Source organism: Clostridium sp. KNHs214, from assembly GCF_000744935.1.
Taxonomy (GTDB): domain Bacteria; phylum Bacillota; class Clostridia; order Clostridiales; family Clostridiaceae; genus Haloimpatiens.
In genome coordinates this window covers 140,322-161,911 of sequence record NZ_JQMW01000004.1, presented here as the reverse complement: position 1 = coordinate 161,911, position 21,590 = coordinate 140,322, and the positions used below count along the sequence as shown (strand labels likewise).

The 21,590-nt window shown below is 33.7% G+C and carries 23 protein-coding genes; 21 read left to right on the top strand and 2 right to left on the bottom strand.

The features are described 5' to 3' along the window. Positions 1–26: 26 nt before the first annotated feature. Complete coding sequence (locus CC89_RS01005; RefSeq protein WP_035288079.1) at positions 27–272, top strand: hypothetical protein; 246 nt, start codon at positions 27–29, stop codon at positions 270–272. Between the two features lie 96 nt (positions 273–368). Further along, the gene (locus CC89_RS01000) at positions 369–626 is read left to right on the top strand and encodes an ATP cone domain-containing protein (protein ID WP_035288076.1); all 258 of its coding nucleotides are present in this window, start codon (positions 369–371) and stop codon (positions 624–626) included. Between the two features lie 181 nt (positions 627–807). Here the strand turns inward: CC89_RS01000 and CC89_RS00995 are convergent, their stop codons facing one another. Both CC89_RS00995 and CC89_RS00990 read right to left on the bottom strand, forming a co-directional pair. Next, on the bottom strand, positions 808–1,560 hold the full coding sequence (locus CC89_RS00995) for a TSUP family transporter (RefSeq protein WP_035288072.1): 753 nt from the start codon (positions 1,558–1,560) through the stop codon (positions 808–810). Positions 1,561–1,706: 146 nt separating this feature from the next. Next, positions 1,707–3,596, bottom strand: a complete 1,890-nt coding sequence (locus CC89_RS00990; protein WP_051931361.1) for an LTA synthase family protein — start codon at positions 3,594–3,596, stop codon at positions 1,707–1,709. Positions 3,597–4,008: 412 nt separating this feature from the next. Here CC89_RS00990 and rlmD point away from each other — a divergent pair, with 412 nt between their 5' ends. The 19 genes from rlmD to CC89_RS00900 all read left to right on the top strand — a co-directional run bounded on the left by rlmD (position 4,009) and on the right by CC89_RS00900 (position 21,512). Then, positions 4,009–5,364 carry a 23S rRNA (uracil(1939)-C(5))-methyltransferase RlmD gene (gene rlmD, locus CC89_RS00985; RefSeq protein WP_035288067.1) on the top strand — a complete coding sequence of 452 codons (1,356 nt, stop codon included), beginning with the start codon at positions 4,009–4,011 and terminating at the stop codon, positions 5,362–5,364. A 356-nt stretch (positions 5,365–5,720) separates the two neighbouring features. Continuing rightward, a complete protein-coding gene (locus CC89_RS00980) occupies positions 5,721–5,936 on the top strand; it encodes a helix-turn-helix domain-containing protein (protein WP_035288064.1) in 216 nt (71 codons plus the stop codon). Then, positions 5,933–7,012 (top strand): DNA cytosine methyltransferase, encoded by a 1,080-nt coding sequence (locus tag CC89_RS00975; RefSeq protein ID WP_035288060.1) that lies wholly within the window; start codon positions 5,933–5,935, stop codon positions 7,010–7,012. The genes CC89_RS00980 and CC89_RS00975 overlap by 4 nt, the downstream gene beginning before the upstream one ends. Then, the gene (locus CC89_RS00970; protein WP_051931360.1) at positions 6,999–8,063 is read left to right on the top strand and encodes a DNA cytosine methyltransferase; all 1,065 of its coding nucleotides are present in this window, start codon (positions 6,999–7,001) and stop codon (positions 8,061–8,063) included. Before CC89_RS00975 ends, CC89_RS00970 begins: the two co-directional genes overlap by 14 nt. Beyond that, on the top strand, positions 8,056–9,885 hold the full coding sequence (locus CC89_RS19350) for an AAA family ATPase (protein ID WP_051931359.1): 1,830 nt from the start codon (positions 8,056–8,058) through the stop codon (positions 9,883–9,885). Before CC89_RS00970 ends, CC89_RS19350 begins: the two co-directional genes overlap by 8 nt. Positions 9,886–9,918: 33 nt before the next feature. Then, positions 9,919–11,391 (top strand): LlaJI family restriction endonuclease, encoded by a 1,473-nt coding sequence (locus CC89_RS00960; RefSeq protein WP_035288054.1) that lies wholly within the window; start codon positions 9,919–9,921, stop codon positions 11,389–11,391. A 238-nt stretch (positions 11,392–11,629) separates the two neighbouring features. Beyond that, on the top strand, positions 11,630–12,019 hold the full coding sequence (locus tag CC89_RS00955; RefSeq protein WP_286161268.1) for a helix-turn-helix domain-containing protein: 390 nt from the start codon (positions 11,630–11,632) through the stop codon (positions 12,017–12,019). Positions 12,020–12,073: 54 nt separating this feature from the next. After that, positions 12,074–12,775, top strand: coding sequence for an ImmA/IrrE family metallo-endopeptidase (locus CC89_RS00950; protein ID WP_185750633.1), 702 nt, complete (start codon positions 12,074–12,076; stop codon positions 12,773–12,775). A 145-nt stretch (positions 12,776–12,920) separates the two neighbouring features. Then, positions 12,921–13,073, top strand: coding sequence for a hypothetical protein (locus CC89_RS20240; RefSeq protein WP_185750632.1), 153 nt, complete (start codon positions 12,921–12,923; stop codon positions 13,071–13,073). Positions 13,074–13,371: 298 nt separating this feature from the next. Further along, positions 13,372–13,764 carry an RNA polymerase sigma factor gene (locus tag CC89_RS00940; RefSeq protein ID WP_035288048.1) on the top strand — a complete coding sequence of 131 codons (393 nt, stop codon included), beginning with the start codon at positions 13,372–13,374 and terminating at the stop codon, positions 13,762–13,764. An 84-nt stretch (positions 13,765–13,848) separates the two neighbouring features. After that, positions 13,849–14,007 carry a hypothetical protein gene (locus CC89_RS20235; RefSeq protein WP_185750631.1) on the top strand — a complete coding sequence of 53 codons (159 nt, stop codon included), beginning with the start codon at positions 13,849–13,851 and terminating at the stop codon, positions 14,005–14,007. Beyond that, positions 14,004–14,336, top strand: a complete 333-nt coding sequence (locus tag CC89_RS00935; RefSeq protein WP_035288046.1) for a DUF7768 domain-containing protein — start codon at positions 14,004–14,006, stop codon at positions 14,334–14,336. The genes CC89_RS20235 and CC89_RS00935 overlap by 4 nt, the downstream gene beginning before the upstream one ends. Then, entirely contained in the window at positions 14,329–15,057 is a 729-nt protein-coding gene (locus tag CC89_RS00930) for an antA/AntB antirepressor family protein (protein WP_051931357.1), read from the top strand. The genes CC89_RS00935 and CC89_RS00930 overlap by 8 nt, the downstream gene beginning before the upstream one ends. Beyond that, positions 15,054–15,362 (top strand): hypothetical protein, encoded by a 309-nt coding sequence (locus CC89_RS00925; protein WP_035288043.1) that lies wholly within the window; start codon positions 15,054–15,056, stop codon positions 15,360–15,362. Before CC89_RS00930 ends, CC89_RS00925 begins: the two co-directional genes overlap by 4 nt. Continuing rightward, positions 15,362–16,495, top strand: a complete 1,134-nt coding sequence (locus CC89_RS00920) for a DUF2800 domain-containing protein (protein WP_035288041.1) — start codon at positions 15,362–15,364, stop codon at positions 16,493–16,495. Before CC89_RS00925 ends, CC89_RS00920 begins: the two co-directional genes overlap by 1 nt. A 2-nt stretch (positions 16,496–16,497) precedes the next feature. Further along, the gene (locus CC89_RS00915) at positions 16,498–17,037 is read left to right on the top strand and encodes a DUF2815 family protein (RefSeq protein ID WP_035288039.1); all 540 of its coding nucleotides are present in this window, start codon (positions 16,498–16,500) and stop codon (positions 17,035–17,037) included. 12 nt (positions 17,038–17,049) lie between these two features. Next, on the top strand, positions 17,050–18,987 hold the full coding sequence (locus tag CC89_RS00910; RefSeq protein WP_035288037.1) for a DNA polymerase: 1,938 nt from the start codon (positions 17,050–17,052) through the stop codon (positions 18,985–18,987). After that, a complete protein-coding gene (locus CC89_RS00905) occupies positions 18,965–19,198 on the top strand; it encodes a hypothetical protein (protein ID WP_035288035.1) in 234 nt (77 codons plus the stop codon). Before CC89_RS00910 ends, CC89_RS00905 begins: the two co-directional genes overlap by 23 nt. Further along, complete coding sequence (locus tag CC89_RS00900) at positions 19,146–21,512, top strand: virulence-associated E family protein (RefSeq protein WP_035288032.1); 2,367 nt, start codon at positions 19,146–19,148, stop codon at positions 21,510–21,512. Before CC89_RS00905 ends, CC89_RS00900 begins: the two co-directional genes overlap by 53 nt. Positions 21,513–21,590: the final 78 nt, after the last annotated feature.

Here is a 21,590-nt window from a genome sequence, read left to right as displayed (position 1 = left end):
TTGAGAATTAGAAGGGGGGAAATAAATTGAGTAAATTGTATTATTGTAGTGATTGTAAAAGGGTATTCAATAATGCAGATAAATGTGCGTTCTGTGGTAGTTTTTATGTAAAGGAATTAAAGGTAGGTAGATCTGTAAATGTAATGGGTTCAAAACAAAAGGGTAAAGTTTTGAAGGTTAAAGGGGAAAATATTACACTAATATTAATAGATGAAATGAATAATAAGTACACCAAGGATTATAAAGCAGAAGAACTTAGAAAAATATTATAATTATAAGAAATCTATCTGTAGTCAGTAAATTTCCGTGCAACTAAAGGGGTAAGTAAATTTTACTTACAAATATGTTACTAAGGAAGGGAGAAAATAATGAAAGTAATCAAGAGAGATGGAAGAACACAAGAATTTGATATAAGCAAGATAATGGTTTCCATAGAGAGATCCTCTGATGATGCGGGAAATCCTATGACATCTTCAGATATACTCAATGTGTCGGAAGATATTAAAAATAAGATATGGAAGGATTTTAAGAACAAAGTAGGCTATAATGACATAAGAAATATTGTTATAGAAGAATTAACTAATGCTGGATTTGAAAGTGTTTCTAAGGCTTACGAATCACAATAATTTCTACCTTATATTTCTTAAGAAGAAATTAGCATTTGTCTAAAGTATTATTGTAAGATTAGAATAAATTGATATTTTTATGATATTGTTAAAAATAAAAATCTGTTTTTAAGCCTCTGATAAAGTTATTGATATCTTTAGGCTGTAAAGACAGATTTTATTTATGTATTTATTCATGTGCCTAACTAAATAATTTAAAAACCATTTTTCCTGCAACAGCTAAGGACATGGTGATAAAAATAGGTTTTATAAGTTTAGAACCTTTTTTTAATGCTACTTTAGTCCCAAATTCAGCTCCTAATATCATAAATATTGCCACAGGTATTGCATAGGCATAAAAAATTCTTCTATGTATTGCAAATAGAACTAATGAGGATACATTGCTTACAAAGTTTAGTATTCTGGCATTTCCACTGGCATTTACAAAATCATATCCAAATATATTTATAAATCCAAATATCAAAAAGGAACCAGTACCAGGGCCAAAGAATCCATCATAAAAGCCTAGAGAAAAAGCTAGCAGTATTCCAAGAAAAATATTCTTCTTATTTAACCCCTTAAAGTTGTTAGTAAGGCCTAATGACTTAGAAAACAAGCTGTATATGCCTATAAATAATATGAGTACTAAAACTAAAACATTTAATATTGCTTCATCAATAGCAAGTACTGTATTCACACCTAAATAAGCACCTACTAAAGTGAAGGGAATGAGAAACTTCAATATTTTAAAGTTTACTTTTTTAGAAGTAATAAATTTAATGGAACTAGTAAGAGATGCAGTGGTGGCAGAAAATTTATTTGTTCCAAGTACATAAGTAGGTGAAAGGCCGGCTAGCATAAATGCAGGTACGCTAATAAGTCCCCCTCCTCCAGCAATGGAATCCACAAAGGCAGCTAAGAAGCCAGCTACACACAAAAATACAATGTTAAACATAAAATACTCCCCCTTGTATAAGTCTTCCGTTTTCATTATACATCATAAACCCATTTAAAACATAGTGCATTTAATACTTATGGAAAATTTAAATATTTCATAAGAAAAAACCACTACAAATGAAACATATCATTGTAGTGGTTTTTTTATTTGTTCAGTTCTTTATTTTCCGTAAATTTTTTAATTAAATTGTGATCTAATAGAGTATCACTATAATCTAAGTGTTTTAAAGCTTCTTCTTTTTTCTTTTTTAAAGTTTCAGTTTCTTTTACTTCCTGGCCAGTTTTTAAATCATAATATTTTTTAGATGAAGAAGAATAGAATACATTATTGTCTATAAAGGAACCGGTCCTAAATACTACTAGCCTATCTTTAACATTAAATAGGTCTCGTCCAAATTTATAAGGATTCTTAAGATCAAACATATTACATAAAGTAGGGAATATATCCATTTGTCCAGAAACTACACTGTTAACACCCTTATGTGCATCCTTAGGGAAGTGCATTATTAGTGGAACCTTTTGATATTTAGTCCAAGCAAATTCATCATTGCCAGTTTCACCTACAAAGGAATAAAGTTCTTTGGCATGATCTTTTGGTATTGCAAAGTGGTCACCATATAAAACTACTATAGAGTCGTCCATTATGCCTTCACTTTCCAATTGATCCAAAAACATTCCTAATTGTTTATCAGCATAATGTATAGATTTTAGGTAATTTCCAGTAAAGGTTCCTTCTAGATCTCCTACATTGAAATCACCATATTTATCCGTAGCTTCAAAAGGAAAATGGCTAGTTAAGGTTACTAGGAATGAATAATATGGCTCCTTAAAGGATTTAATCTCTTCTAAAGATTGCTTAAAGAAGGATTCATCACTTAGTCCAAGTCCTATTTTTTCATCTACATTAAAGCTCTTTTCTCCATAGAATTTATCAAAGCCTTCTTTTACATACATAGCATTTCTATTCCAAAAACCTTCTTTATATCCGTGGAAAGCAGCAGAATAATAGCCCTTTTTATCTAAAAGTTTTGGAAGAGAGTTAAACTCATCTCCGCTATATATGTAGTATGCAGCCCCTGAAGAAGCAGGGTAAAGTGAGTTATTAGACATAAACTCTGCATCAGAAGTATTTCCGCCAGCTACCTGATAATAATAGTTATCAAAGTACAAGCTTTTCTTTAACCATTTATTTAGGTTAGGGGTAATTTCCTCCCCTTCAACTTTTTTATTTATTACAAACTCTTGAAGAGCTTCAACTTGTATCATTATTAGGTTTTTATCTTTACCTACATTTTTAAATTTACTTCCAGAACTCTTTGAATTTGCATTCAAATAAGTTTTTATTTCATTTGCTTTTTCATCATCTAAAGATTTTTTATCAAAAAAACTTTTTTTAGCAAAGTTATATACATCCAAAGCGTGACAATTTATATTTCCAAGGGAGTTTATTATATAAATTTTATTATACATACCTTCAATAAGTCTTGGTTGTTCAGTTCTTAGTTTATTTATGAAGTACCCATCATAAGAAAAGGATACAGCAAAAATTAATACAAAACTCAAAGCTCTTAACTTAAATGGTATAGAAACATTTTTAATTTCCATATAATTAGAATATATGCCGTTAAATTTAAGTTTTAATATTTTCTTAAATATAGGAATTAGAATTATATCTATAAGCAATAATAAATCTCGAGGCTGTAATATATTTTTTACAGCTTCATTTACAGCTCCAAGTAAAATACCATTTTTAATAACTGGTATAGAAATAATGTCCTTATAATACCTAAAATAATTTATATCAGCTATAAGTACGCAAGTAATTATTATATTACATATATATAGGTATCTGCTTCTTCCCTTAGGTTTAAACAAAAGAGATATAGATGCAATTACCACTATAGATGCCAAGGTAGGACCTATAATATATTTAATCTTAAAATATGGATTCACCATGTCACCATAAAATGCTACTTTAATAGTGACCAAAATTAAAAATAGCACTAGGTCTAAATAACCTAATATTTTTTTCATTGTTTTCAATCCTTTCAAAAAGCATTTTTTATTAGACAAAAGAAAATTTATTTGATAACATTATAGTCGATAATTTAGATTATTATGCCTATAAAAGTATAACACACTGAGACATTTTTTCAATAAATATAGGGCAAAATTAATTGGAAATTTACAAAAAGTACAGAAATAAATTACAATGTTAAGATATATTTTATAAAGTGATTAAACTACAAAAGGGTACAATGTGGTGGAATTATAAAATTTCTCCTCCATGACTTGCATAAGAGCTCAGAACAATAAATTTAAACAGTTCCTTCACTTCTTATGCAAGTCATTACAGATAAATTTCATAATTCAAGTAATTTCATAAATTTTGTAGGATAATTATAGTAATACATTAAAATAAAACATATATAGAGGAGTTTTGTTTATGCGAAAAGGAAAAGAATACATATTAGATATAGTGAATACAGAATTTCCAGGCATGGGTGTTGGGGAATACGAAGGAGAAAAGGTATATGTAAAAGGCACTCTTCCAGGACAAAAAATACTTGCCCAAATAACTAAGAAAAAAGGCGGCAAAATAGAAGGAAGATTAAAAGAAATAATAGAGGACGTGGATTACAAAATAGATGTAAAATGCCCACACTTTAATTACTGTGGCGGCTGCTCTCACCAATTCATATCCTACGAAAAGCAGCTAGAATTTAAAAAGGAGCAAGTTTTAAAGCTTTTTAAAGATGCAGGCATAGAAAATTTTGAATTTCTAGGCATAGAGGGAAGCCCAGAAGCTTGGGAATACAGAAACAAAATGGAGTTTACCTTTGGAGACCTAGAAAAAGGTGGAGAGTTAAACCTAGGCATGCACAAAAAAGCCTCAGCCTTTGGCATAATCAATACAAATAGCTGCCAAATAGTAGATGGAGACTTTAGAATAGCTCTAGACACTGTAGTAAATTACTTCAGAGAAAAGGCTCTTCCTCACTACAGAATAATGAGTCACCAAGGTTATTTAAGAAATCTAGTTATAAGAAAAGCAAAAAATACAGGGGAAATACTTATAAATTTAGTAACCACCTCTCAAATAGATTTTAACTTAGAAGAAATAACTGAAATACTAAAGGCACTGCCATATGAAGGTAACCTTAAGGGAATAGTTCACACTATAAATGACTCTCTTTCTGATGTGGTTCAAGCAGACTCCATGGAAATACTATATGGTCAGGACTACATAATAGAAGAGCTTCTAGGACTTAAATTTAAAATAAGCCCATTTTCCTTCTTCCAAACTAATTCTAAGGGCGCAGAAAAACTATATTCAATTGTAAAAGATTTCCTAGGAAATGCTGAAAACAAAACTGTTTTTGATTTATATTGTGGCACCGGCACCATAGGCCAAATAGTAGCCCCTAGCGCCAATAAGGTAATAGGAGTAGAACTCATAGAAGAAGCCGTAGAAGCTGCCAAAGAAAACGCCAAACTAAACGGTCTAGACAACTGCCAGTTTATTGCAGGCGACGTGGCTAAGGTCATCCAAGACATAAAGCATAAGCCAGACATAATAATCCTAGACCCACCAAGACCGGGGGTACACCCAAAAGCCATGGAATACGTAATCAAATTCAATGCCCCAGAGATCGTCTACGTATCCTGCAACCCTAAGACATTGGTTAATGACTTGAAGGTTTTAGAGGAGAATGGGTATGTGGTTGAGAGGGTGAGGGTGAAGGATATGTTTGCGCACACGCCACACGTGGAGACGGTAGTATTGATAGAGAAGAAATAGGTTGATATCAAAGGATTTGAAGGTTTTTAAGTAAATAATGAAGTGTGTTTTATGTTCCCTCAGACTTAGGTTTGGGGGGACTTTTGTTTTGGGGGTAGTACATTTACGCACAACTAAGGAATATTGCGTATTTGTTTAGTTTCTGCGTAAAGTTTTACATATCAAAAGTGTATTTCACTACTGTTTGATACATGTTCATGTTATTTTGTTCAAGTTGACTAAGTTAATATAATTGATATAAAATAGCAATAATTGATATTAAATATCTGATTATGTTATTTTGTATCAATTTATTGACATTTTGTTTTGGCTATGATATAAATTTTATTGTGGTCAATTGCAAGGAGGAAGAATCCATGATAAGAGTAAAGGTATCCGAGCTACTAGGAAAGCACAAAATGTCAAGAAAAGATTTATCAATCGCTATAGGTGTTAGACCTAACACAATAGGTGATCTCTATAACGAAAAAATAAGAAAAATTGATATTTGTGTCTTGAATAATCTTTGTAAATTTTTCAGTTGCAATGTAGAAGATATTTTAGAATATGTAGAGGATGGAGATAAAGAATGAATTACAGATTAATAGACTTATTTTCTGGATGTGGAGGAATTAGTGAGGGATTTAGACAGACTGGTAAAATATGTGTTGTAGGAGCCATAGATTCTGATGATAAAGCTTGTGAAACCTTTGCTAAAAATTTTCCTGATGCCAATGTGATAAATGGGGATATAACAGAAATTGATGTTGAAAAAACCGGGTTCAGTGATATAGATATTATTGTTGGAGGACCACCTTGTCAAGGTTTCTCAGGATTAAACAGGTGGGATAAGAACGCCCAAGATGATCCTAGAAATAAACTATTTTTTGAGTTTATTAGATTTGTCGATTACATAAAACCTAAGGCATTATTAATAGAAAATGTTCGTCAAATATTAACAGCTAAAAATGGATTTGCAAAAAATAAAATAACTGAGCTACTAACTGAAAGTGGATACAATGTGTGTCATGCAGTTTTAGATGCATCAGATTTCGGTGTTCCTCAAAATAGAAAAAGAGCTTTCTTTGTGGGCATAAGAAAAGATATCGGAGAGTTTAATTTTGATAGTATTTATAACTATAAAAAAGAAAAAGTTACTGTCTGGGATGCACTGTCAGATATTAGTGAAATTGAAGAAATAGCAACTGAAGATAACTCAGGATACAATTATACTCTTGGCAAACCCAAATCTAAATATCAAGAACAAATGCGTAGTGGTAATATTTTAAATAGCCACTTTATTTACTATCCTGTAGAGAGTGTTCTAAAGAAAATTAGACATGTCCCAGAAGGTGGGAATTGGAAGTGTGTACCAGAAGAATTATTTAAGTCTAAAAGAAATAATAGACATTCAAATTATTTAAAACGTTTAGATTCTAAATCTCAATCGGTAACTATAGACACGGGGCATAATGTTTATTTTCACCCCAAATTTGATAGAGTTCCAACTGTTAGGGAATGTGCAAGAATTCAAAGCTTTTCAGATGATTTTGAGTTCATAGGTGGTAAAATGCAACAATTTAGACAGGTAGGTAATGCTGTCCCACCATTACTAGCAAATGCATTAGCAAAAGCAATTTTGGAGGTATTAGATAATGAAAGTATATAAACTATTAGATTTATTTTGTGGGGCGGGTGGTTTAAGCTTAGGTTTTGAAAGAAATGGTTTTGAAGTAGTACAAGCGATTGATTTTTCAAAACATGCTATTGAAACATACAACCATAATAGAAAAGAAAAGGTCGGTATTGTTAAGGATATTAAAGAGATAGATGAAGATTATGTTAAAAAATATGGTGAAATTGATGGTATCATTGGTGGCCCACCATGTCAAGGTTTTAGCACTGCGGGGCAAAGAATTATTGATGATGAAAGAAATGAACTTTATCGCGAATACTTTAAAATTTTAGAATGGGTACACCCTAAATTTTTCTTGATTGAAAACGTAACAGGAATTTTAAACTTCGCTAAAGGATTGGTAAAAGATGATATAATTAAGAGAGCAAATAATCTTGGGTACGAAGTATTCTATGATACGTTAAATGCTGTAGATTATGGGATTCCACAAAATAGAAAGAGAGTTTTCTTTTTGGGCATAAGAAAAGAATACTGTAATAAAGACTTCGAGTTTCCAGTTGGCAATTTACCTATTGTTAGTATTGAGGATGCTATTTCTGATTTGCCTTCATTAGATAAAGGAGAGGACAATACTGTTTACTCAAAAGAGCCTCTTACAGAATATCAGAAATATATTCGTAATGGAGCAACTACATTGAACAATCATTTACAATCTGCTCACACAGAGGATACAAAAAAAACTATAGCACTTGTTCCCGAAGGTGGTAGCTTAAGGGATATACCAGAAGAGCTTAGAGGGGGTAGGAAATATTTAGCATTATTAAGACGTATGGATAGAAGTAAACCTTCTTATACAATTGACACAGGCCATAGAACTTATTTTCATTATGAAGAGCTTAGAGTGCCTTCTGTAAGAGAAGCAGCAAGATTACAAAGCTTCAAAGACGATTATGTTTTTACAGGACCAAAGCAAGAGCAATATAAGCAAGTGGGTAATGCTGTTCCGCCAATATTGGCAGAGGTTTTAGCAAACCGTATTAAAGATTATTTAAATAATATTACAGGGGGCAATAACGATGAATAGTTTACAAGTAGTTTTTTGCAACATTGAAAAACTTTATACTGATTTTAAAAGTGAACTAATTGATTCTGATGGACTACGTCCATCAAAAAGTATTCCTAGAGATATTTTTGAAGCTGTTAATAAGTTTAAAGACCATTATATGAACAATGGTATGTTGTTAATAACTAAAGCAACAATTTCATCTGATATATTAGGGGTAGCTATAACTACCGATACATTTGCTACAAATTTAAGAATAATGAGAGAATTTAAGTTTTTGGATATAGTTGATACAGATACGTGTAAATTAACAGATGATTTTGTCTATTTTATAAACAGTAATATATCAATAGAGGACTATTTTATAAATAGATTAGAAAATATTAAATCAATTAGAGATTTTGAAATGATATACAATGCTACTTTATGTGTTCTAAGAGAAGGTTACTTACACGGAGAAATATTTGGATTCCCAGATAGTAGAACAGAGTTTGAACGCATATTTCCAAACCAAGCAGATAGAGTTATGTTGTGCAAACGAGTAAAAGATGTTTATGGTTTTGTTGGACGTGGAGGAGATGTTGAGCAAGGGGACTATACCCCTAATGCGAATTATAGATTTCTTACACCATTAATGAATTTAGGATTAATTGAAAGAAATACAACTACTACAAATCCTATTAGGGTGTACGAGTTAACAGAGAAAGGGTTACTCTTATTAAAAAAGATTGATAACAATTTAGGAATGGGATTTGTAAACAATACAATGAGTGGTATACCATTTCAGAGAAATAGAATTTTGTTTGGAGCACCAGGAACAGGAAAGAGTAATATGCTAAAAGAGAATGCAAGAGGATATATTTGGGATAATAACACTGGAAATTATCAAATAGGTTCTCATGATTTTACTGGGTGTTATGAGAGAGTTACATTTCATCCTAACTACTCATATGCACAGTTTGTTGGAACATATAAACCTAAAACTGTAACCAAAACTAAAACAGTTGGTGGGGTAACAGTAACTGAAGATGAAATTCAATATAGTTATGTAGCTGGTCCCTTTCTAAGGACTTGGATGAAAGCATTCAAAAGTTATAAAAATGATATAGAACCTACAAAATATCTATTGATTATTGAAGAAATAAATAGAGCAAACGTTGCGGCAGTATTTGGAGATACTTTTCAGCTTCTAGATAGGGATGACAACGGTAATAGTGAGTATGAAATTCAAACTAGTCAAGACTTAAGAGAATTTCTAGCTAAAGAAATTGGTGGAGTTCCTAGCGATTATGAAACTATTAAAATACCTAGTAATATGTATATATGGGCAACTATGAATAGTGCAGATCAAGGCGTTTTTCCAGTAGATACAGCATTTAAGCGAAGATGGAGTTTTGAATACATAGATATTAACTTAGGTGAATTAAATAATGATGCAATTGTAACTTTCCCAGATGGGAGAAAATCAAAATGGAATGATGTAAGACACGCAATCAATGACAAATTAGCACAACTAAGAACTATAAATGAAGATAAATTTTTAGGTCCATTTTTCTTAAGTAAGAGTGACTTATTATTAAGTAATTTTGATTCAGCATTTAAAAGTAAACTTTTAATGTATTTATTTGAAGATGTAATCAAGCATAAGCGAGAAGATTTCTTTGAAGAAGACATAAATACATATTCTAAGTTATTAAACAAATATGGCCTTATGGGTATAGATGTGATAAAGGATTTAAATCTAACTTTTATTCCAACTACTGTAACTCCAGGAGCTACTGTGGCAACTGGAACAGCTACCGGATCTACGACAACACCTACCGGTTCTACGACAACACCATAGAATGTAATCTTTATAAAAAGGTAGGTGATAGAATTGAAATCAGCTTATTTTATCGAACTAGAAAAACTTAGCTTGTCTCAGATTAGTAATAGACTAGATATTTCTGTAGATGAGACTAAAGAATTGATTTCTAAACTAAAATATAAAAATAGAAGAATAATTAAGTCGCATTCTGAACTGAAAGAAATTAATGACACAGATGAGATTGATGAAGACTTAGAAAAATTTGCTTTTAAGTATGTAGGCATTATTCTGTATAAAAACATTGTTATTAAATGTTTACCAAAGTATCTTAGTAGAACATATACTACTGAAGAAAAAGACAGATTGCTTAAATTAATAATTCAAGTACTTAGAAAATATGGGATTGTAGAAAGTAATGTAGGAACAATCGATGTATATGAATCAGAAGAAGCTATAGATATGCTTAATTTAATTATCTATATACTAACAGACTTTATTGATAATGGGTTGTATCATAATCAGAAAAATGTTTATGAAATAAACGGAGATGGTGAAATAGATTGGGACAAGACCGTCAATGAAATAGATCCTTTTGTTATTAAGAATCGTCCAATATATTTTGATTTAATTACCTATGAAAATATAGATAATAATAATGATTTTTTTAGAATGTTACATAAATATGTTATTACACAATCATCTAGAATGTTATCCGAGGTTGGTTTAAATAATATTTTTTCTTTACCTGAAATTGAGTTTGAGGTTGATGAGAATTGGTTCTTAGATGAAAGATATGTAATTAATAGAATAAATCAAGAACTTAATATTCAATTTGTTGCGAAGAAGCAGACTTTATTGAAAGTAATGTTAGCCTTTTTTGAGAGAAAATTTAATAAAGATATAGATGATAGATATCAACTTTTTGGTACAATGGACTTTAATTTGGTTTGGGAAAAGGTATGTGCAATTGTATTAGATAATAAATGTAATACTCGACTCAACGCTATATCGGAATTGGACCAAACAATTGTACAAGCTAAATATGTTAAGGCAACTGGAGAAGTAAAGAGATTAAAAGAACTTGTTCCATTTCCGTATTGGATTCCAAACGAGGATTTAACAACAATACCTAGTCAAAAAAGACATAAAGCAAAGAAATCGTTAGTACTAGATCTAATAAGTATATTTAGAAATAACACAGATAAATATTTTGTAATATGGGATGCTAAGTATTATAATTTACATTTGGAAGTAGATACAGTAAATGGGAATCCAGGAGTAGAGGATGTAATTAAGCAATATGTTTATGAGGCTATTTATAAACAGTTCATGATTGAACATGGATTTAATAAGAAGTATAATATCTTATTATTTCCTTCTGATAAAGATGTTACAGAAGAAAAAGGAATTGCTGAACTTAAAGAGATAAAAGATATGTTAGCTGTTGGTAATATTTTAGTAAAGAAAGTTCCCGCACATATGATGTTTGAACTATATATCAAGAATAAACAACTAAATGCATATGAGTACTTTAATTTATAACAAAGTATATAATTGTTTAAGCAAAGAGGCTTGTGATAGAGAAATTTTTTTATTCCATCTATTGACAAGCCGTTTTTTTGCGTATATAATTCATATATAAGCTGATTTGCTTACAAGCATAAAAGCTGTTAAATAAAATATACCCGATAAATAATGAATAAAGACCTACAACAAAGCGAAAGACCTATAATCCAAAGGGAATAGGCGAAAATAAAAAAGGTAGGCATAAACTAATAGAATGGGTGAAAAAAAGATGAGTAAAAAATATTTAAATTTTGGTGATTTTATCACACAAAAGCGGGAGGAAAAGCAAATAACGCTTAGAGAAATGGCGAAGAAATTAGGCATAACTCCGCCATATTTGAGTGACGTTGAAAAAGACAGACGTAATCCATTTGACCTTGAGAAATTAGAGATTCTTGCTAATATCCTAATGTTATCAGAAGAAGATAAGACTATAATGCTTGATTTAGCAGGAAAGAAACGTAATGAAGTGGCCCCAGACCTTCCAGAGTATATTATGGAGAGGGACTATGTAAGTGCAGCACTTCGTACAGCCAGGGATTTAGATGCTGGAGAGGAAGAATGGTTGGAGTTTGTAAAAGAACTCAAAAAGAGAAAGGGGTAATTTTATTCGATGTATTTTCCATCTTATAGAAAAAAGAAGAATGGGGTACCAGTTTTGAGTAAAGCTGAAATCGATAATATTGCTGAGCAGTTCATCTTTGATTTCAGTCCAGAAGCAATGAAAAACCCTATGGAAATAGATATTGACTCCTTTGTCCTGAACTATCTTGGTTTAAAGCAGGACTTCCAGTATCTATCGCACAATGGGGTATACTTGGGGATGACCGTATTTAATGATACAAATAAAGTTCCAGTATATATTCCTGAAACCAATACAGCAGAATATATCAGTGCTAAAGCTAGAACTGTTATAATAGACAATAATCTGCTTGAAGAGGATCAGGAACATAGATATCGGTATACAATGGGACATGAAGGGGGACACGATATCTTTCATAGAGGTTATTTTTCATATGACCCCAACCAACTGTCTTTATGCGATAGTCCAACTGAGCCTATGATCCAGTGTAGGGCAGTACCTGTTAATGGAAAGACAAAACCAGTGTCCCAGTGGGATGACAGAGATAGTATGGAGTGGCAAGCAAACTATTTATCTTCTGCTTTGCTGATGCCAAAAAGAATGGTGATAAAGTTAATTAAGTCTTTACCACCTGAGATTGATTTTTTCAGAAACGCTACATATGTTCAGGAAGTTGTTAGTACTTTTAATGTATCTTATCAAGCTGCTGAATACAGATTGAAAGAGTTAGGACTTATAAAATTTGGTTCTCCATCAATAATAGAGTTTTCCTTATAGTGAAAGCAACCGCCCCGATTAGGGGCGTTTTTAAACCCATGAGTGTAAGCAATATAGCTTACACTCATGGGGGAGAACTATATTTTTTTACCTATAGTGTAAGCTATTTAGCTTATATGTTAATTAATAAAGGAGTGTGTTGCCTATGACAAAAGAAATAAGATGTCCAAAATGCAATAAAAGGTTATTTGATGTGACGGAACAAACCGTTGGACCAGTAACTTCTCAGTGTAGGTGCAAGGATAAAGTTGTTGTTCAATTTTATTCATTGAAGAAGATAATTTATAAAACTAAATAAAACCTCATCGCAGAGCTACTAGATGGCCAGATGATTACCAAGAAATTGGTGATTTTCTGGCCATCTTTTTTTATTTGCAAAAGAACATTCCATCAACTGCACATACGTGTGCCATGTCCCCTTAGACCTATGGGTTTTGTACCTAGACATGTTTTTTAGACATTTAGGTATTACCTGCCAAACAGTAAAAACTCTGCAGTTTGTTTTTTCAAAACAGGAGTTTTTTACATTCCACTGCAGAGCTAGCCCCATCACAAACATTTAAATCCCAAATAAAAAATGAAAAGGAGAATGAAAAATGATTAAATATGAATTTGCAACAGGAGAAGTTATTGAAATTGAGGTACCAGCTGAGGTAGAAGAAGTAATTATCGAAATTGAAAAAATTGAGTACAACAAAAACAGAGCAGAAACACGCAGACATAATTCTATTGCTGATATGGAAGAGCAAGGTTTTCAATTTAAGGACAAGTCATCAGATATTGAAGCAATTGCTGAAAACAACGAGGAGCTTAAGGCTTTATATGCTGCTATGGACAAGCTGTTACCTCAGCAACAGGAGCTAATAAAGAAAGTATATTTTGAAGAGAAATCTCTAACCGAAATTGCTCGTGAAGAAGGTATTAACAAGTCCTCAGTACATAAGCGTTTAGAAAGAATTAAAGGGCAGTTAAAAAAATATTTGGATTAGGGGGGCAACATCTCCATTTCTCGTGGCTTATATATAGAGGGCAAAACCACACCCTCTGAAAATAACCACGAGGAGGTGGAATCTATGCAAACTATAAAAATTACCATCACCAATCCTAATGGAGCAAATATTGTTCTAAAGGAGCTGAGACCAAAGCAAAAGGAAGTAAAAGAAAGATTACATGATCTATTAAAACAAGTAGCACCAAAAGAAAAGGCGGTTGCAGAAGGGGGTTCAAAATGAAGCTAGTATTTATTTGCTCACCCTATGCTGGTGACATTGAACACAATACCAGAAAGGCACAAGGTTACTGTCGGTTTGCCTATATTAAAGGCTCAATACCATTTGCACCACATCTTCACAATCCACAGTTTCTTGATGAAGATATACCGGAAGAACGCAAGGCAGGGATTGAACTAGGAATTGAACTATTAAAGCGGAGTGATGAACTTTGGTGCTTTGGAAACAAATTGACAGATGGTATGAGAGCAGAACTAAGTTTTGCGATCAAAAATGATATTCCAGTTAGATATTTTAATGACATATGTGAGGAGGTTACAGAGCATGAATGATTTAATCAAGGTTGATTATAGCAAGGTTGATCCAACTGTATCAGCAAGAGAACTTCATCAATTTTTAGAAGTTAAAACACATTTCAAGGATTGGTTTCCCAGAATGTGTGAATATGGCTTTAGCCAAGGGATAGATTTCAACTCGCTCAAAATTAAGCAAGTTCAAAATGAAGGTTCAAGGGAAGTTAAAAGAGCAGTTACTGATTATGAAATAACAATCCCAATGGCGAAAGAACTCTGTATGATTCAAAGAACTGAAAAAGGAAAAATGGCTCGCCAATATTTCATAGCACTTGAGAAAGCATGGAACACACCAGAGATGGTAATGTCTAGAGCATTAAAAATGGCTGATAGCAAAATTAAGTATTTACAAATTGAAAACTCTAGACTTGCTGTACAAAATGCAATTATGCAACCTAAAGCAGAGTATTTTGATGATTTAGTGGATAGAAACCTTCTGACTAATTTCAGAGACACTGCAAAGGAATTAGGGGTACAGCAAAAGATTTTTATCAATTTTCTGCTAGATAAGAAGTTTATCTACAGAGATGGAAAAGGCCAATTAAAACCCTTTGCAGATAAGAACAATGGACTATTTGAACTTAAAGAGTCTAAAAATGATAAAACCGGTTGGGTAGGAGTTCAGACATTAATCACTCCAAAGGGAAGAGAAACTTTTAGATTACTACTTATAGGGAATAAGGAGGTATTTGCATCATGAGTAAAATTAAACTAGCACTTGATGTAGTAGCGGATTTAAGGGGTCTTGCTAATAGTATTGAATCCTTAGTAAATGCAATGGGAAATAACAATACAGCAGAAGTACCAGTAACTTCTAAAGAAGTAGTTCCACCAAAGGAAGAGCCAATTACCATTGAGGAAGTACGAGCTGTCTTAGCTGCTAAATCTCAAGGTGGAAAACAGCTTGAAGTTAAAGCACTCATTATAAAATACGGTGCAAATAAGCTAACTGATATTGACCCTTCTTGTTATAAGGATCTTCTCAAGGAAGCAGAGGTGCTTTAATGGGGAAACATGCACTTCTGTCTGCTTCAAGTTCCCACAGGTGGTTACATTGTCCACCATCTGCAAGACTTGAGGAACAGTTCGAAAACACTACAAGTGTGTTTGCTGCTGAAGGTACAGCTGCACATGAATTATCGGAACATAAATTAAGAACCTTCTTAGGTATAAAATCACAAAGACCTATTAGTGAATTTGATAGTGAGGAACTTGAAAATTACACAGATATATATGTAGATTATGCTACTGAACTAATAACAGAAGTTAGGTCATATTGTAAGGACCCTATTATTCTCATAGAACAAAGATTGGATTATTCCTGCTATGTTCCAGAAGGCTTCGGGACGGGGGATCTAGTTATTATTGCAGATTCTACCTTGGACATAGTTGATTTGAAATATGGTAAAGGAGTTGCTGTCTCTGCTGAGGACAATCCACAGATGAAGTTATATGCCCTTGGGGCCTTTACCCTCTTTGATAGCCTTTATGATATTCAAAGAGTAAGAATGACCATCTGCCAACCCCGTCTTGAGAGTGTTTCTACATATGAAATCTCTGCAGATGAATTAACTAACTGGGCAGAAATAGAACTTCGACCAAAGGCACAACTTGCTATCAATGGAGAGGGAGAGTTTTTACCTGGAGAACATTGTAGGTTCTGTAGAGCACGTCAAACTTGCAGGGCAAGAGCAGAAGAACACCTATCACTTGCAAAGTATGATTTTAAGTTACCTTCTCTTCTATCAGATGAGGAAATAGCAGAAGTTCTTACAGTTGCTGATAGGCTTTCAACTTGGGCTAGTGATGTTTATGCATATGCTACCGACCTTTCAATACGAGAGGGCAAAGAATGGACAGGGTTTAAGCTTGTTGAAGGACGTTCCAATCGTAAATATGCAAGTGAAGAAGCAGTCATTAAAGTTTGTAATGATAATGGTATTACAGACATCTATACTCAATCATTACTTGGTATTACAGCTATGGAAAAATTACTAGGTAAGAAGAAATTTAAAAGTATTCTAGGAGATTTGGTGGAAAAACCTCAAGGCAAACCTACCTTAGTTCCTAGTTCAGATAAAAGACAATCAATTAAATTAAATAATACGGCAGAAGCTGATTTTAAGGAGGAAATATAATCATGGATAATAACAAAACAAAGGTAATTACAGGTAAGGTACGTTTCTCATATGCGAATGTATGGGAGCCTAAATCAATCAATGGTGGAGATGAGAAGTACAGTGTTTCTCTTATCATCCCAAAATCTGATACAAAGACAATTAATGAAATCAAGGCTGCTATTGAAGCTGCTAAGCAAGAAGGTAAGGCAAAGTTTGGAGGGAAAATTCCTGCCAATTTAAAAACACCCCTTCGTGACGGTGACATCGACAGAGCGGATGATGAGGCTTATAAGAACAGTTATTTTGTTAATGCGAATAGTAAGGACAGACCTCAAATAGTGGACAAGAATGTGAAACCTATTCTAGACCAAAGTGAAGTCTATAGTGGTTGCTATGGAAGAGCTAGTATCACATTCTATGCATTCAATCAAAACGGTAATAAGGGAGTAGCTTGCGGATTAGGTAACCTCCAAAAGCTTTCTGATGGCGAAGCATTAAGTGGACGTAGTTCAGCTAAGGATGATTTCGCATCAGCTGATGATGACGACTTTTTAAGCTAGGGAGTGAGGTGTATGCGAACTTTAGCAATAGATATTGAAACTTTCTCAGATGTGGATTTACAAAAAAGCGGTGTTTACGCATACACCGCTTCTCCATATTTTGAAATTCTATTATTTGCTTATGCTTTTGATGAAGATGAGGTAGAGGTTGTGGACTTAGCTAGTGGAGAAGACTTGCCAGATGAAATCGTTGCAGCAATTATCGATGAAAGCATTATTAAAACTGCCTTTAATGCACAGTTTGAAAGAACCTGTTTATCAAAGCATTTAGATCAAACATTATCTCCTAACTCTTGGCAATGTACAGCAGTACAATCAGCTAGCTTAGGATTACCTCTATCCCTAGAAGGTGTTGCACAAGTTTTAGGACTAACAGAGCAGAAGATGAAGGAAGGAAAGGACTTAATCAGGTATTTTTCTATTCCTTGCAAAGCCACAAAGACCAATAGACAGAGAACAAGAAATTACCCACATCATGCTGTGGATAAATGGGAGACTTTCAAAAGCTACTGTAGACGAGATGTTGAGGTAGAAAGAGCAATCCGTAAAAAGATAGAAAAATATCCTGTTAGTGATAGTGAACAGAAAGTGTATATCTTGGATCAGCAAATCAATGATAGAGGAGTTCTTGTAGATATGAAGCTTGTAAGAAAAGCTATGGAGTGCGATAGGCTTCATAAAGAAGATACTTTTTCTAAGGCACAGGAATTGACTGGACTTGAAAATCCAAACTCTGTAGCACAGCTAAAAGAGTGGTTACTTGAAAATGGAGTAGAGGTAGATTCTTTAACTAAGAAAACTGTAACTGATCTCGCCAAGGAATCTGATGGAGAAGTGGAAAGACTTCTAAATTTGAGGTTGCAACTTGCCAAGACCTCAATTAAAAAATATGAAGCCATAGAGCGTGCAGTTTGCCCTGATATAAGAGTTAGAGGACTACTTCAATTTTATGGAGCAAATAGAACAGGTAGATGGGCAGGGCGTTTAGTGCAAGTTCAAAATTTACCTCAGAATCATTTAAAGGATTTAACACTTGCCCGTAATTTAGTGAGAAACGGTGATTTTAGTACCCTTGAAATATTATTTGAAAGTGTTCCCCATGTACTGTCTGAACTTATTCGGACTGCCTTTATTCCTAAACCTAATCATCAATTTCTAGTGGCCGATTTTTCTGCTATTGAGGCCCGTGTTATAGCTTGGCTTGCAGGCGAAAAGTGGAGAATGGATGTGTTTGCAACCCATGGGAAGATATATGAGGCCAGTGCAAGTCAGATGTTTAAGGTTCCTATTGAGGAGATAACAAAAACTTCACCACTCAGGCAAAAGGGCAAAATATCAGAATTGGCCCTGGGTTATGGAGGCTCAGTTGGAGCACTTACAGCTATGGGTGCTCTTGATATGGGAGTAGAGGAAGAAGAACTTCAAGGTCTCGTTACAGCTTGGAGACAGGCAAATCCTAACATTACAAAATTATGGTGGGATATAGATAAAGCGGCACTTAAAGCAGTAAAGGAAAGAACTGCTACAGTAGCTCATAAAATTAAAATCCATTATGAAAGTGGCATCTTATTTATCACCTTACCATCTGGACGAAAACTTTCATATATAAAGCCTAGAATTGAGATGAACAAGTTTGGACGAGAAGGTATCACCTATGAAGGTATTGGTACTACGAAAAAGTGGGAGAGGATTGAAACCTACGGTCCAAAGCTTGTAGAGAATATTGTTCAAGCTACTGCTAGAGATTTATTAGCTGAAGCTATGCTTCGTGTAGCTGATAAAGGTTATGACATCGTAATGCATGTACATGATGAAATAGTGGTTGAATCAGAGGTAGAACAAGGTTCCTTAAAAGAGGTATGTGATGTAATGGCTATTCCTCCAACTTGGGCAGAAGGGTTACCACTTCGTGCAGATGGATTTGAATGTGAATATTACAGAAAGGATTAGAACCATGGAAAGTTTTTTAAAGGAACTAAGGCATTATAAAACTATATTACCGAGAAATACCTTTAAAACACTGAGAGGTCAAGCACTAGCAGGTGACCTAGGTGGTGCTAGAAAAGGCTTAAATAAAATGAAACAAAAACTATGTGGAGGTGATCCTCATGCAAATTGCAGTAGCAAACTCAAGAACAGAAAAGGTATGGAAAAACATTGAGATTTCTTGGGAGGACTTTGTAGCAAAAGTAAGTATCACCCATAGAACTACTGAGAGTACCCAAGAATATAAAAAGTTACCAAAGCCAAAACAAGATAACATCAAAGATGTAGGGGGATTTGTAGGTGGCAGATTAAGAAAGGGCAAGCGTAAAACTGGGTTTGTTGAATTTCGCTCCATGCTCACACTTGATATGGATTATGCAGATAGCGGTGTGTGGGATCAAATTACTATGTTTTATGATTTCACCTGCTGCATTTATTCAACCCATAAACACACTTCTGAGAAACCAAGACTTCGATTAATTATTCCTCTTGCAAGGAATGTTTCAGCAGATGAATATAAAGCAATAGGAAGAATGATAGCTTCAGATATTGGAATTGAGCAGTTTGATGATACCACATATGAACCAACAAGGTTAATGTACTGGCCATCAACCTCAAGTGATGGGGAGTTTGTATTTGAAAGGCAGGAAGGAACTCTTTTAGACCCTGATAAGGTGCTTTCAAGATATAAGGATTGGCATGACAGTAGTCAGTGGCCTGTGTCCTCAAGGCAGACAAGCCTTGTAAATAAGAACATTTCAAAACAAGCTGACCCTTTAGAGAAGGAGGGGTTAATTGGTGTCTTCTGTAGAGCGTACACCATAGGAGCAGCAATAGAGAAATTCCTATCTGATGTGTACAAGCCAAGTTTACTTGAAGGTAGATATGATTATATTCCTGCTGATTCAACTGCAGGTGTACTTATTTATGATGATAAATTTGCATATTCCCATCATGCTACAGATCCAGCTTGTAGCAAGTTGTGCAATTCATTTGATTTAGTAAGAATTCATAAATTCGGTGAGCTAGATGGTAAGGCAGATGAAGATACTCCTCCATCAAAGTTACCTTCTTATAAAGCTATACAGGAATTCTGTACTGAAGATGACATGGTAAAGAAAGTACTATCCAAAGAACGTATGGAACAGGCAAACTCTGATTTCACTATAACTGATGAGAACTGGCAAGAAAAGCTAACTATCAATAAAAATGGACAGATAAAAGATGATTTGCAAAATTTAGTTCTCATTATTCAAAATGATGAGAACTTAAAGGTAATAGCCTACAATCAACATCGTGATGGTATAGATGTAAAGGGAGATTTACCATGGAAACAAATTAAAAGAGGATGGAATGATTCAGATATGTCATCCCTTAAAGTGTATTTTGATAAAACCTATGGGGTATGGTCTCCCACTAAAATAAAAGAAGCACTCATTGCTGTTGCAGCACAAAGGGCATTTCATCCTATCAAGGAATATTTAAATAATTTACCCAAGTGGGATGGTATAGAGCGACTTGATACACTTTTAATTGATTATTTAGGAGCAGAGGATAACAAGTATTCTAGGGCAGTGATTAGAAAAACCCTAGTGGCAGCAGTTGCAAGAATTTATGAACCTGGTACCAAATTTGATAGTGTTTTAATACTGAATGGACCCCAGGGAATAGGAAAAAGTACATTCTTTGCAAGACTTGGCTCTAAGTGGTTTTCAGATAGTTTAACAATAACAGATATGCGTGATAAGGCTGCAGCTGAAAAATTACAAGGTTATTGGCTCCTTGAACTTGGTGAACTAGCTGGAATCAAGAAAACTGATGTGGAAACTGTAAAATCCTTTGTTTCTAGGACAGATGATAAGTATCGTGCTAGTTACGGAGTTAATGTTGAGAGTCATCCAAGACAGTGTGTAATAGTTGGAAGCACTAACAGCGAAAGTGGATTTTTAAGAGATATCACAGGAAATCGAAGATTTTGGCCCGTAAGAGTTAGTGGTAATAGTGTAAAGAAAGCATGGGAGCTAAAAGCCATTGATCAAATATGGGCAGAAGCTCTCTATGTGTATAAAAAAGGAGAAGATTTATTTCTTAAAGGTGATGAAGCACAAATTGCTATGTCAGAACAGGCTGATGCTATGGAAACCGATGATCGTGAGGGCTTGGTTCGAGAATATCTTGAAAAATTGTTGCCTGAGAATTGGAGTGAGATGAGTTTATATGAACGCAGAAACTTCCTAACTGGCGGAGATTTTGGGAATGCAATAGAAGGGACAGTAAAACGTATGATTGTTTGTCCTATGGAGATTTGGTGTGAGTGCTTTGGTAAGGATTCAGCCAATCTTAAAAAAGGTGATTCCTATGAAATTACAGCAATAATGGCTAGGATTGAAAACTGGAAACCTTACGATGGAACGAAAAGTGGAACTACAAGATTTCCAATTTATAATAAGCAAAGAGCTTTTATGAGGGTGGAACAAGAGAAGAATTAGATAAATCTTGTACCACAAGTTATAGGAACAAAAGGAACAACCCGTTAGGTTGTACCAAAGGTATGTTCCAGTAAAGAA